The 12,825-nt window shown below is 67.9% G+C and carries 13 protein-coding genes and 2 pseudogenes; 13 read left to right on the forward strand and 2 right to left on the reverse strand.

The window, feature by feature from the left end:
- The first annotated feature begins 15 nt into the window (after positions 1-15).
- The 11 genes and pseudogenes from ABZ078_RS31265 to ABZ078_RS31315 all read left to right on the forward strand — a co-directional run.
- Complete coding sequence (locus ABZ078_RS31265; RefSeq protein ID WP_356580895.1) at positions 16-132, forward strand: FCD domain-containing protein; 117 nt, start codon at positions 16-18, stop codon at positions 130-132.
- A 293-nt stretch (positions 133-425) separates the two neighbouring features.
- Positions 426-1,190 (forward strand): amino acid ABC transporter ATP-binding protein, encoded by a 765-nt coding sequence (locus tag ABZ078_RS31270; protein WP_356580802.1) that lies wholly within the window; start codon positions 426-428, stop codon positions 1,188-1,190.
- On the forward strand, positions 1,180-1,824 hold the full coding sequence (locus tag ABZ078_RS31275) for an amino acid ABC transporter permease (RefSeq protein WP_356580804.1): 645 nt from the start codon (positions 1,180-1,182) through the stop codon (positions 1,822-1,824). Before ABZ078_RS31270 ends, ABZ078_RS31275 begins: the two co-directional genes overlap by 11 nt.
- Complete coding sequence (locus ABZ078_RS31280; protein ID WP_356580806.1) at positions 1,821-2,474, forward strand: amino acid ABC transporter permease; 654 nt, start codon at positions 1,821-1,823, stop codon at positions 2,472-2,474. The genes ABZ078_RS31275 and ABZ078_RS31280 overlap by 4 nt, the downstream gene beginning before the upstream one ends.
- A gap of 325 nt (positions 2,475-2,799) precedes the next feature.
- Positions 2,800-3,651 (forward strand): transporter substrate-binding domain-containing protein, encoded by an 852-nt coding sequence (locus ABZ078_RS31285; RefSeq protein WP_356580808.1) that lies wholly within the window; start codon positions 2,800-2,802, stop codon positions 3,649-3,651.
- A 365-nt stretch (positions 3,652-4,016) separates the two neighbouring features.
- Positions 4,017-4,577 carry an ATP-binding protein gene (locus tag ABZ078_RS31290; protein ID WP_356580810.1) on the forward strand — a complete coding sequence of 187 codons (561 nt, stop codon included), beginning with the start codon at positions 4,017-4,019 and terminating at the stop codon, positions 4,575-4,577.
- Positions 4,578-4,621: 44 nt separating this feature from the next.
- Positions 4,622-5,905 carry an aconitase X catalytic domain-containing protein gene (locus tag ABZ078_RS31295; RefSeq protein ID WP_356580812.1) on the forward strand — a complete coding sequence of 428 codons (1,284 nt, stop codon included), beginning with the start codon at positions 4,622-4,624 and terminating at the stop codon, positions 5,903-5,905.
- A complete protein-coding gene (locus tag ABZ078_RS31300) occupies positions 5,889-6,332 on the forward strand; it encodes a DUF126 domain-containing protein (protein WP_356580897.1) in 444 nt (147 codons plus the stop codon). The genes ABZ078_RS31295 and ABZ078_RS31300 overlap by 17 nt, the downstream gene beginning before the upstream one ends.
- A gap of 72 nt (positions 6,333-6,404) precedes the next feature.
- A pseudogene (locus tag ABZ078_RS31305) lies at positions 6,405-6,506 on the forward strand (IS5/IS1182 family transposase); the annotation flags it as partial.
- Positions 6,507-7,281: 775 nt separating this feature from the next.
- A complete protein-coding gene (locus ABZ078_RS31310; protein WP_356580814.1) occupies positions 7,282-8,139 on the forward strand; it encodes a class I SAM-dependent methyltransferase in 858 nt (285 codons plus the stop codon).
- A 587-nt stretch (positions 8,140-8,726) separates the two neighbouring features.
- A pseudogene (locus ABZ078_RS31315) lies at positions 8,727-8,816 on the forward strand (transcriptional regulator); the annotation flags it as partial.
- A 607-nt stretch (positions 8,817-9,423) separates the two neighbouring features.
- Here ABZ078_RS31315 and ABZ078_RS31320 read toward each other — a convergent pair.
- Complete coding sequence (locus tag ABZ078_RS31320; RefSeq protein ID WP_356580816.1) at positions 9,424-9,876, reverse strand: hypothetical protein; 453 nt, start codon at positions 9,874-9,876, stop codon at positions 9,424-9,426.
- A 125-nt stretch (positions 9,877-10,001) separates the two neighbouring features.
- Positions 10,002-10,529 carry a DUF4232 domain-containing protein gene (locus ABZ078_RS31325; RefSeq protein ID WP_356580818.1) on the reverse strand — a complete coding sequence of 176 codons (528 nt, stop codon included), beginning with the start codon at positions 10,527-10,529 and terminating at the stop codon, positions 10,002-10,004.
- Between the two features lie 669 nt (positions 10,530-11,198).
- On the opposite strand from ABZ078_RS31325, the gene ABZ078_RS31330 reads away from it, so the two are divergent.
- Both ABZ078_RS31330 and ABZ078_RS31335 read left to right on the forward strand, forming a co-directional pair.
- The gene (locus tag ABZ078_RS31330; RefSeq protein ID WP_356580820.1) at positions 11,199-11,795 is read left to right on the forward strand and encodes a hypothetical protein; all 597 of its coding nucleotides are present in this window, start codon (positions 11,199-11,201) and stop codon (positions 11,793-11,795) included.
- A 329-nt stretch (positions 11,796-12,124) separates the two neighbouring features.
- Positions 12,125-12,652, forward strand: a complete 528-nt coding sequence (locus ABZ078_RS31335) for a hypothetical protein (RefSeq protein WP_356580822.1) — start codon at positions 12,125-12,127, stop codon at positions 12,650-12,652.
- The last annotated feature ends 173 nt before the right edge of the window (positions 12,653-12,825 follow it).

Genomic DNA, 12,825 nt, shown 5'->3' on the forward strand with positions numbered 1-12,825 from the left:
TCCGGCGAGGAGCACATCGCCATCGTGGACGCCATCGAATCCGGGGACGGGGAGCTGGCCGCCGAGCTGATGCGCAAGCACCTCGCCCACAGCCGGGGCATCTGGGCCGGTCAGAAGGAAGGCGGCAGCTGAACCGGTCGGCGACTGTCGCCGCCGCATTCCCGGTTTCCCGGTCTCCTCGCCGCGGGGCCTTTTTTGCAGGCCGCCGACGCCGAGCGTCATGTCGGCTCTCGGGCGAGCCGGCCATGCGGGCGAAGCTCACGGGTTGATTGATTCGAACTCCGACCTCTTGACAGCCGCAGACGCTGCCGCTTCAGTGAGGTATCACACCTCAGGCCCGAGATGGTTTCCGGCCTGATCGCCAAGCCCGCACAGCGCCGGGCTGGTCACCCGATCGCCGGATGGCCCGAATCGGAGAGAAGACATTGGCCAGCAAGAAAAAGGTCATCGAGCTCGAAAACGTCGTGAAGAAATTCGGTGACCACACCGTGGTCGACAACGTGTCGATGACCGTGGCCCAGGGCGAGGTCGCTGCCATCATCGGTCCGAGTGGTGCGGGGAAGAGCACGCTGCTGCGCTGCGTCAACCTGCTGGAACAGCCTGACAGCGGCAAGATCCGGGTTGCCGGCACCAGCATCGACGCCGGCAGTCAGATCAGGGCCAAGGACCTCGCGAAGCTGCGCAGTGTCGTCGGCATGGTCTTCCAGTCGTTCAACCTCTTCCCACACCTGACTGTACTGCGCAACATTACGCTGCCGCAGGAGCAGGTGCTCGGACGCAGTTCGGAGGAAGCCCGCAAGCGAGCTCTCACCCTGCTGGAGCGCGTCGGGCTGGCGGACAAGGCCCAGCAGTATCCGAACCGGTGTTCAGGCGGGCAGCAGCAGCGCATCGCCATCGCGCGGGCCCTCGCGCTCGACCCTGAGGTGATGCTCTTCGACGAGCCCACCTCGGCGCTGGACCCGGAGCTGGGGCTCGAGGTGCTGACGGTGATGCGGGAGCTCGCGGACGAGGGCATGACCATGGTCGTGGTCACCCACGAGATGGAGTTCGCGCGGGACGTCTCCGACCATCTCGTCGTCATGGCCGACGGGGCCATCCTCGAAGAGGGCAAGCCGACCGACATCTTCGCGGCGCCCACGCATGCGCGCACCCGGCAGTTCCTCAGGGCGGTGGATCGCGATGGGGTCTGACGTCCTTCTCACGGTGCTCAAAGGGGTGCCGATGACGTTGCTGCTGACCGGGGCGAGCCTCGGGATCGGCATCGTCGGCGGCCTCCCGTTCGTCGCGGCCCGGACCTCGAAGCGCCCGCTGCTGCGCATGGTGTCCCGCTCCCTGATCGAGATTCTCCGGGGCATCCCGCCGCTGGTGTGGCTGTTCATCATCTACTTCGGCCTGGGCAACTCACTGCCGCAGATCGAACCGCTTCAGGCGGCGATCATCGGTTTCGGACTGATCTCGTGCGCCTACATGGCCGAGATCTACCGCGGCGGGCTCGCCGCGGTGCACCACGGGCAGTGGGAGGCGGCCAGAGCCCTGGGCATGAGCACCTCATCGATCGTCCGCAAGATCATCGCGCCACAGGTCCTGCGCATCTCCGTGCCGGCCACGGCCACGTACGGCATCGGCCTCTTCAAGGACTCCTCGGTCGCCTTCACGATCGGTGTCACGGAGGTTCTCTACTGGGCCAACGAGCAGTCACGTTCGACCAGTGACGCGATCAAGCCGTTCCTGGCCGCCGCCGTCGTCTACATCGTCATGTCGGTGGTCTGTGCGGCACTGGCCCGCTCCGTCGACCAGCGCCTGCAGCGAAGGGTGGCCCGATGACCTTCCTCACCGACTGGGGAAACTCCTTCCCGCAGCTCCTGGACGGACTCAAGACCAGCGTTCAGCTGTCGGCCGGCAGTCTCGGGCTCGGCATGCCGCTCGGACTCCTGCTCGCCCTCGGCTCGGCGTCACGGATTCGGCCGATCCGCTACGTGGTCATCGGCCTCGTGGAAATCGGACGCGGCACACCGGCCCTGGTGATGCTGCAGATCGTCTACTTCGGTCTCCCCAGCCAGGGACTCTCGCTGACCAACTTCGTCTCCGCGACGCTCGCCCTCGCCCTGACGACCGGCGCCTACGCGAGCGAGATCATCCGCGGTGGTCTGCAGTCCGTTCCGCAAGGCCAGTTGGAGGCGTCGGGCGCCCTCGGCATGAGTCGCTTCGCCACACTGCGCTTCATCGTCATCCCCCAAGGGCTGCGAGTCGCCATCCCCTCCCTCCTGGGGCTGGCCATCCTGATCTTCCAGGCCACCTCCCTCGCGTACACGATCGCGATTCCGGAGCTGCTGCAAGCCGCCTACCAGGTCGGCTCCGCCACGTTCAAGTACCTGAGCGTCCTCTCCCTCGCGGGCCTCATGTACCTGGCCATCACCATCCCCGCGAGCTGGCTGACCGAGCGCGTCGAGCGCCGCCTCGCCCGGCACGTCTGAGACCCCGGAGGCGAATCGCGTGTCCAGGCACCGCCACCCCCGCACACCCCCGCACACCTGAATGCGGCTGTCGGCTCCCGGCCGCGGACCGGTCAGGCGCCGACAGCCGCCTGCGGTGAGCGGCGCCCGCACGGCCCTGCGCGGCACGGTGAGGTTCGGCCACACCGAGGACGACCACCGGCGAAGGCATCGGCACGCACCCCACACAGGGCGCCGACCGTCACCAGCGCCCAGTCACTTGATCAAGCAAGCCGGGGGACCCGACAGAACCTCGGGACGAGAACGCGAAGCCGTTCGCCCGGGTATGAAACACCAGGGAGAAACAATGAACATCAAGTTCCCGGCCTCCATGGCCGCGGTCACGATCCTGGCAGCGGCCTCCCTCTCGGCCTGCGGCAGTGGTTCGTCCCCGACGGCCGTCAGTGCCGACTGCAAGCCCAAGCACGAGTTCAAGACGGTGAAAAAGGGCACGCTCACCGTGGCGGCCTTCGACTTTCCGCCGTTCAGCAAGATCCAGGGGAACAACCTCACCGGCGTCGACGGGGAGATCGCCCAGGCGATCGCGAAGATGGAGTGCCTCACTCTGACCGTCAAGCCCGCCGGCGCCGCCGCGGTCATTCCGACCGCGCAGGCGGGACGAGCTGACCTGGCGGCCGGAGACTGGTACCGCACCGAGGCGCGGGCGAAGGTGCTCGACCTGTCCGATCCGCTCTACCTCGACGAGATGGCGCTCGTGTCCGAGGAAGGCGTGAGCTCCATTCCGGACCTGAAGTCCAAGGGGCTCACGGTCGGCACGACGGAAGGCTTCCTCTGGGTCACGGAACTCAAGAACTACCTCGGCGGCAACCTGAAGACCTATGCCTCGCCCGTGAACTGCTACCAGGACGTCCAGGCCGGCCGCCTTGATGTGTGTGCCGACAGCTACGGCTCGGCCGTGTACACGACCAAGGGCAAGAATCTGAAGGTCGAGAAGGCCAAGCCCTTCGACGAGGTCGCCGCCTCGGTTCAGGCCGCCCAGGCCACCTTCCCCATGCCGAAGGGACACGAGGACCTGGTGAAGGCCATCAACGAGGACATCGCATCTCTGCGCAGCAGCGGCGAAATCGCGAAGATCCTCACCCGCAACGGCCTGCAGGCCAGTGCCGCCGAGGTCGGTGACCCGCGCCTGATCAAGTGACACGGGTGCTGAGCGGAGTTCGTACGGCAGCCGGAGACGCGACGGCCTCTCCGGCTGCCGCCGACCGGGCGTGACGCACATCCCGGCGAGTGGCATCCGGCAGGGCCGTGACGTGGTGCGACGCCCGGGGCCCCTGCCATGAGCTCGCCATGAGCTCGCCGGCTGCGCATGTCGCCGACAGCCGACAGCCGACAGCCCGGCAGGGGGCGTCCAGGGGTGGACAATCCACCAGAAGGCAAGGCGCTCTATATGAGGTGTTACACCTTAAATCTGGGTCACTGCAGCAGCCTCGGACTGGTCGGGCTTCCCTCTCCCGCAGGCGGACGCCCCGTTCCCCGCCCCCGCTCGCCCCAAGGGAAGCCGCCATGATCCCCTCACCAGCCATCACCAAGCCGCGCAGCTCATCACGGGTCGTGCCCCACCGCGAACTCCCCGCACGCAGCGCAAGCGACACCGCGTGCTTCTCCCGCCGCCGTACCCTGCTCACCCCCGAGACGGCGACGGGGCGCCACGCCGCCATCGCCCTGCCGGCCGAGGGGCGCAGGGTCCGCGACGTCCGACACTTCACCGCGGCCGTGCTGTCCCAGTGGGCCATAGCGGACGACGACGCCGACTCGGTGCTCCTCGTCGTCGGTGAACTAGCCGCCAACTCCGCCATGCATGGGCACGCTGAGCTCGAAGTGCTGCTCTCGTTGCACGGACACGTCCTCGACATCGAGGTCGTCGACAGCGGCTCCGTGCGAGGGCACCGCCCCTCAAGGTCGAACGACGACGGCGAGTACGGCCGCGGGCTGGACATCGTCGCGGCCCTCGCCGACGAATGGCAGACCTGCCAGAGTGCCTCCGGATGGCAGGCCTGTGCCCGAATCCGTGTCACTCCGCAGCCGCTCGCATGCTCGCTTCGCGCGACCCCTGAAGGCACATGAGAGGCACTGCCGCCTATCTCATGTCCAAAGGACGAATCGACACCATGAGCACACCGACGCTCGAACTCTCCGACGAACACCACTCCCTGCTTGCGGGAGAGGCGGGCGAGGCCGCCGCGATGTGCATGCGCATCGTCACCAAGGTGGCTCGCCTGCGCGGGGCGAAGCGCCTGGTCCCCATCGAGTCCGCGCACTTGGACGGTTGCCTCTATCACGGCCAGGCAGGTCTCGACTTCGTCAATCGGGTCGTCGACGGCGGCGGCAAGGTGAGCGTGCCGACCACCTTGAACGTCGGCTCTCTCGACCTGCTCCACCCTGGCCTGGTACGGACACCTGCCGACGAGACCACTGCCGCCGGCCGGCTCATGGCCGGCTACCAGGCCCTCGGCGCCCGCCCGACCTGGACCTGCGCTCCCTACCAGATCGGGCACCGCCCCCAGATGGGTAGCCATGTCGCCTGGGCGGAATCGAACGCGATCGTCTTCTGCAACTCCGTGCTCGGAGCCCGGACCGACCGCTACGGCGACTTCCTGGACGTCGCCGCCGCCGTGACCGGTTTCGCCCCGGAGGCGGGCCTGCACCTGACCGCCAACCGCCGGGCCACGATGATCATCGACTGCACGGGGCTGTCCGGCGCTCTCAGGTCAACCGACGCGCTCTACCCCGTGCTCGGCTACCTCGCCGGAGAACTGGCCGCCACAGCCGTGCCCGTCTTCACCGGCCTGGAGGACTTCGTACCGGGTGAGGACGCGCTCAAGGCCCTCGGAGCCACCGCAGCCTCCTCAGGCGGTGTGGCCCTCTTCCACGTCGTCGGCGTAACCCCCGAAGCACCTACTCTGGACAGTGCCCTGCAAGGTGCTGATGCCCAAGGAGTTCCGACCGTCACGCTGGACGCGTCCACGGTCCGGGCGGCACGCGACCGGCTGACCACTGCCTCCGGGGACGAGGTCGACGCGATCAGCCTGGGCACACCACACCTCTCGCTCACCGAATTCGCCGCCCTCGCCGACCTCCTCGTCGACGGCGAACCGTTCCACCCCGAGGTCACCGTGTGGGTATCCACGAGCCGTCTCGTGCTGGCCGCAGCCGAGGCCGCGGGATATGCCAAGACCATCACCGAGGCCGGGGGGAAGATCCTCGTCGACACCTGCACGTACATCACACCGGTCCTCAGCCCGAACACCCGCATCGTGATGACGAACTCCGGGAAGTGGGCGCACTACGCGCCAGGCAACATAGGCGTGGACGTGGTGTTCGGAAGCCTGAGCGAATGCGTCCGGTCGGCGCGGAGCGGAAAGGTTGTCCGTGACGATGACACGTGGCGTTGAGCTGCAAGGACGAAGCCTGCACCCGGGCGAAGCGACAGGCAGCATCCTGCGGCTGGAACCCTTGTCCTTCTGGGGCGGCACCAATCTTGAAACGGGTACGATCACCGATGAGCGCCACCCCCAACGGGGCCAGAGAGTGACAGGACGAGTGCTCGTCATGCGCACCGGACGCGGATCCTCCTCCTCGTCGTCCGTGCTCGCCGAACAACTACGCTCCGGCGTCGGCCCGGCAGCGATCGTCCTGGCACAGCCGGACTCCATCATCGTGACGGGTGCCATCGTCGCCGCCGAACTCTACGACCACCATCTGCCCGTCGTACAACTCACCCAGGACGAACTCGACAGGCTGCCGGACGGCGATTCCGTGTTCGTGGAAGCGGGCGTGGCGGCAGCGACCATCATCTCCGCCCCCGAACCACGGAAATGACGCAACCGTCGGCGCACGCGTCCCAGGCCGTGTCCGCAAAGTGTTTGGTGCGTTTTGACTCCACCGCCACGTGACCACGTGGTCAACGACATCCTGCGGCAGCTGTCGACCGGGGCGGCCTGTCGGGATCTGCCCGAGCGCTATGTGCCGTGGAAGAAAATCTACGAACGCTTCTGCCGCCGGTCCCCTGGCGCTCGGCAGCCCACGGCGGGCTGACGTCGAAGATCCACCTCGTGCGACGGTGAGCGCCATCCCGCTGGCCTTCACGATCAACGCCCGGAACGTCGACGACTGCACATCCGGGTCACCCTCGCCTGCCTGCAACTCTCGCTGCCCGTCTGCCTGCCTGACCTTGCGGACACGACCTACGGCTCCAGGGCCGAACCAACTGCTGAGAGTCTGCCCATGTGCGTCGATCACCGGGAACGTGGCCGCGCTGGGCCGCCGCCGACGTCGGGCGACACGTGGGCATTCTGGCGGCCCCCTTGCAGGCGGACCTGGACGCGCCGCCTCGAGCGCTACGACGCGGCGCAGTCGTTGTCAGCCGGTGTCGTGTCTGCTTTTCAGCCGCCAGGGGCGTGATTCCGGCTCCTGTCCACATCCGCCTGAATGGTGACTCTGGCTATCTTATGGGTGATACCCGTCAGATAGGGGCAAGTGGGCTGCCCTAGGGAAATCTTGTTCGAGCGTGGTGGCTCGGTGACCGGCGGCTGGCGCTGTGCAGGTGCGTGGCGATCCGCAACCACGAAGTGGGCCGGAAGACCGCCCCGGCCCTCGGGCGGCTGTCGCTCGCGTGGTGGCGCGTGTCGCATGCCGCGGCCCACTACATTGGCCCGCGGCCCAGGGGGCAGCCAGTGTGCTGGTAAAGCTCGGCCAGTCCCCCTAACGTTTTCGCCTGTCAGAGGCTGCTCCCCGCACCGGGGACGCCCCTCCTACGGAGGTCACCGCCATGACCCAGGACGCGAAGTCCCCGAAGAAGCTGCGGAACAACCGCTCCGCCCTCACCCACAAGGTCGGCTACGCCCTCACCCATCCCGGCCGCGTCGCCCCGTATCTGCGCCGTGCCGCACGGGACACCTGGCTGCGCTGGAAGCATCCCGACCACGTCGGCTACTACCGTGCGGTGATGGCCTGCGACACCCGCCGCAACCCGGAGGCCGCGGTCGGCAGCCAGACCCACGAGCGCTGGCTGGCCCTTGGCCAGATGCAGTTCGACTACCTGATCGAGCACGGGATGAGCCCCGGCAACCGGATGCTCGACATCGGCTGCGGCAACCTACGCGGCGGCTGGCGCTTCATCGACTACCTCGATCCGGGGAACTACTACGGCATCGACATCTCGCCGGACATCCTGATCGCCGCCAAGAAGACGCTCGTCGAGCGCGGACTGCAGGGCAAGCTGCCGCACCTGACCATCACCGGCGATCTCACGCTGGACTTCCTCCCCGATGATCACTTCGACGTCGTGCACGCGCACAGCGTCTTCTCCCACTCGCCGCTGGAGGTGATCGAGGAGTGCCTCGCCAACGTCGGCCGTGTCCTGACCGACCAGGGCTTCTTCGACTTCACTTTCGACCGCACCGAAGGTACCGAACACCAGGTGCTGCGGGAGGACTTCTACTACCGCACCGAGACCCTCCTGGCTCTGGCCCGCAAGCACGGCCTGTACGCCTGTTTCATGGAGGACTGGGAGCAGCGACCCCACGGCCAGTCGAAGATCCGGGTGAGCCGTTCCCCTCTGCCGGGCTCCGGCCACGACGACGGACTGTCCCAGCACCAGCCGCCAGTACGGACCCTGCCCGCGTAATGCCGTCGCGGGTCAGCCATCGCCATCGGCGAGACATCCGCCGATGGCGATGGCCAGGCTCCCTGACCAGCAGGCGGCCTTCCTTGCTGTGGAGTCAGCGTATGGCGCGCCGGTCAGCGACCCGACAGAAGCCGGGCCGCCGAGGTCGTCCCCGCGGGCCGTGCCATTGGCCGCGGTGTCCTGCGGCTGCCGACCGGGGCGACCTACGTACGCCTCGAGCGGAAGGCGGACGCGCGGGGCGGGGCGCACCGGCACCATGGGAGGGTGGGCCGCCGACGGCGTCATGGTGCGCGCCCAAAGCCTCTTCCGCGGCTGGGGGTCGTCCCCGCACCACGGGCGAGCCTGCCGGGGCCGGGCGGGGGCGGGGGTTGGTGCGCCGTGGTCTTCCCGTGGCGCCACCAAGTTCGCAGCTGGTCGCGCTGGCCGAGGATTGGGATCGCGACTCCACCCGACCCAAGGGCTGCCCAAGCTGTTCGAGGACTGGGGCACCGAGACCTTGCAGGCCCATGGCAGGGCCCGCGCCGCCCAGCCGATGTTCGCGACGCCGAGGCGGCGCAGATGCAGGCCGAGCTGAATGAGGCGATCTGATACCGATCACCGTCGACATCGACGTCATGCTCGCCAAGCCGAAGATGTCCGTGGGGGAACTCGCCGAACGCGTCGGCAACTCACCGAGTCGTTGAAGAACGTGCTAAGCGTGTGGGTGATCAGGATCATGGGGGCCTGTGCCTCGTCTTCGCCGCCCTCTGGCCGGTCTGCCGGGACATCACCGACCGGCGTGCCACGCGCCGACGCCAACGAACCGCTGAGCACGCCTCTGCCGCTCAGGCCGATCAATCCGATGAAAGCCCACCTGCGGCGTCACCAGCTCACTCCGGCTCCGACGCAACACCAGAGGCCGAGCGGAGTTCTGGTTCCTGAAAGCGCACATCGGAGCGCTACCTGCCTCCTCATGCGCGCAGTTGTACGCCGTTACGTCGTTACGCCGGTACGCCGAAGCGGCGGACACGGCCCTTGAAGCGGAAGCAGTCGCGTTTTCGCGGAGTCAGCTCGGCGGCACGGTCGACCGCGAATACGTGGTCCTGGCCGGCCAGATCACCAGTCAACCCCAGGCACTCGGCCGTGACGTCCCCGCGCTGATCCGTGCAGACTCCACCCCTCCTTGCCGACCCGACCGGACATGCGCCGGCCCCGGAGGAGCAGCCAACGTCTCCGGGGCCGGCGTGTCAGATGGTGCCGGGCGCTTGAGCAACCATTTGACGGTGCTTCAAGCGCCCGGGGCTCTCACTGCGGGGCTGCCCCGAAGCACCGGTCGGTGCCGTGCAGGCTCCACCCCTCGTTGCCGGCGGCGTGTGAGGCGAGGCTCTTCCAACCGCAGACCTGGAGCGCCCAGACGGGTCCGCTCACCTGAAGGTAATGCTTGCCCTGCAGGTCGATGCCCTTACGGTCGGTACCGCCCACGACATTGATGTCCAGCCACACCCGGTCTCCGGTGTTGTGAACCACGCCCAGCCGGAAGGTGGTGTCACCCCACTTGTTCCCGCTGCACGCGGCGCGAGCATTGCCGCTGGTGGTCGTCAACAGACAGTAGTCCGCGATGACCCCCGTCGTGATCGCGTCGATCCGGATGTTGTAGCTGCCTTCGGCGTGTGCGGTGGGCGCGGTCGTGGTGACCAGCCCCGCAGCCGCCACGAGTGTCGCTCCGGCCGTCATCATCTTCTTGGCGATGTGGACCATGTTGACTGCTCCTTCAGTGAGATCAAGAACGGGAACCTTGAGAACCGGCACCTGCGCCGGCTGGCTCGGCGGGCGATGCGGATACGGGCCTTCCAGCGGGGTCCGGCCGCCGCCCGGCGCCTGGGTCAGCTGGGGAAAGGGACGGCGTCGGCGGGGTCGGCGTGCCAGTTGGTGGCGATGGGCCTGTCGACCGTGGCGGTGCCGGGCAGGTCGAGGGTGATGGTGTTGGCCTCGTCGCCTGCGATGGACAGGTGGAGCAGTTCGAACTGCTTGCCGTAGTCGTTGTTGGTGGTCTTGGGGTTGATACCGGCGTAGGCGGCGGTGGAGCGGGAGAGAGTGACGTTTTCGCTGACGGCATGCTGGGCCGGCGACACCTCGGTGTCGGGGGTGTAGCCGAAGGACGCGGAGGGGAAGACCCCCTTCAGGTAGCAGGTGACGCCGGGCTTGGCCGTCGCGGTGATGAGGTAGTAGCCACCCGCTTGCGTCTTCGAGCTGACCTTGAAGGTCAGGTCGTTGGTCTTGCAGGCTCGCACGGTGTTGCCTCGGCTGTCGGTCGTGGCGCCGGCGGTGGCGGTCGCAGTGGCGGCGAGGGCCACGGACGCGGCTGCGGCCAGGGCGAGGCGGGCGGAGCGGGCGGCAAAGAGCGAACGCATCGAAATCTCCATGGTGCGAAAGTGGGTCGTCCAGCGGACTGCTTGGACGACCACAGCTTGTTCCGCCATCCGTCCCGCCCACCACACAAGGCGGCCACTATGGGACGCTGGGACGCTGGAACGGGCGCTGACCAGCACTGACGCTGACAGCCTGGAACGGAGTGCCGGGACACGGGTAGCCGCTGATCCCTCGCGCGGGCCCGTGCGATGTGCCACTCCCACCCGTCACCCGAGAGAGCATGCCGGGGCTCTGACTGCAGACGCCGTCGCCTTGGAGGCCCGCAGACGCTCCGAAGTCGATGACGAGATGCCCCAACCCCAAGTCCAGCACCGGGGTGGGCGCTCCTGGGCGTCACGGAAAAGGAACGGGAAAAGGGAGCGGCCGACTGTCGGCCCCCTCCGTACCCTTGGCGCCCAGCCGCTTGGGCTGTGGCCCGTGCCGGGCCTTGGATCACGGGAAGCGGGACCGCACAGTGACATCGATCCAGCCCTCCTCCCCCCCCGACGACGGAGCACCGATGAGATGCGGCTCGTGAGGTGACGCAATTCCGATCGCGGGGGGCATGAGATGTGCGAGCACCTCCCGCCCCTGATTCCCTCACCGACGCCGGGGTGGGTGTCAGTGAGAGGTGGAACAGTGTCCCGGAATGACGACATGAGGTGGGGACGATGGGTGACTTCTTCGAACGGATCGTCGACATCGAGGTGGCCGACGAGGAGGCCGGGCCGCTCGCGGAGCGGATGGTTGCATGGATGATCGGCGAGGGACTGATCACGCGCGAGCTGTCCAGCGACGGGGTGTACAGCCTGACCGTGGACGAGGGCTACCTGCCAGGCCCCAACTGGGCACAGGCCGTTGCCGATTCATCAGACCCGGGCTGGTTGCCGGGCCCCGTGGCCGTCATTGTCGGGCGCAACTACCACGTCGGCGGTCAGGGGGCGGATGAAGCGGAGGACGCCGTCTGCCCGCGCTGCGCAACCAAGATCGTGATCATCAACTACCCCGAGGAGTTCGAGGCGGACGAGGAGGTCTGGAAGCCGTTCAGGGACGGCATCGCCGCCTGGAAGGAAACGGGTGACGGGAGTGCCCCCTGCCCCACCTGCGGCGCCTCGGTCTCGGTCACCGAGTGGCAGTGGGACTCAAGTTTCGCGGTGGGCGCCCTCGCTTTCGACTTCTGGGGCTGGCCGCCACTTTCCACCGGCTTCTGCGCGACGTTCAGCCGGCAGCTGGGACACCGCACTGTCGAGCACATGGGCAAGTTCTGACGGGAAACCTCGTACGTAAGCGCGGAAGCGCACGCGACACGAGCCAGGTTCTCGCAGGTCAGGGGCTTCCGCCAATAACTCACACCCCGGTGGGTGCCGAAGGCCGAGGCCGACTTCCAGACTGCCGTCGACGGCGGCCTGTTCGAGGAGTGCCACCACCTGGACGTGAGGAAGGCCCCGAACAGCAAGGGTGACAACAAAAGAACTGGCGCGCGACCAGTGGCGCCCCCCGAGGGCCTCCCTGACCATCGACTGCGGAGTCTTCCAGCAGTTCGGTGACGACCTGGTCGTAGCCGGGGCGGGACGGGTCCCGGTTGAGGCGGGGTTCCATGGCGACCATGATGCGTAGAACGTCATCCACCGCCGTCGTCGCCGTTGTTGTCGCTGTTGTGTTCGCCGCTCTCACGTCGTGTTCCTCGGACTCTTCAGACGGGTCCTTCGGCGAGCGTGAGCCCAGCGTGTCCGGTTCCGGGTCACCGGCGTCCGACCCCACGCCGACTCCCACAGAGACGGCCACGCCGCCGACGTCGGCGGCGCCCGCCGGGCCGTGCGCTGACGGTACGTGCGAGATCGAGGTCGCCGTGGGGGACGTCGTGACAGTGCCGGAAACATATGGCCTCGGGCCGATCGAGGTGACGGCGATCACCGGCGGCACGGTCGAGATGGCTGCGCCGCTGACGGGGTCGGGCTACGGAGTTTCGGGCTGTTCCGGTGGCGGCGGCGTTTCGTCGCAGGGCGGCGGCATCGGGCTGAGCTGTGAGGAAGGCACCGTCGCGACCATCAACGACGCCATGAGCCTGGAGGTCGTCGAGACCCTCGACACCGCCGCCGTCATCCGTATCGAACCCGCCGGGTGACGTGCGGCTCGCCTTTTGGGGCAGGGCCTGCCGGCCGCATGGTACGCGCTCGCGCGAGCCAGCCGTCAACACGGTGCCGCAGCGGCATACCAGCTGCTGCTCCTGCGGGCTCCGGCGCGCTCCGGCGCGCTCCGGCGCCAGGAGTGAGGCCCCCTTTGATCCATCACGCTGCG

The organism is Streptomyces sp. NPDC006385, assembly GCF_040612485.1.
In the GTDB taxonomy this organism is placed as follows: Bacteria; Actinomycetota; Actinomycetes; order Streptomycetales; family Streptomycetaceae; genus Streptomyces.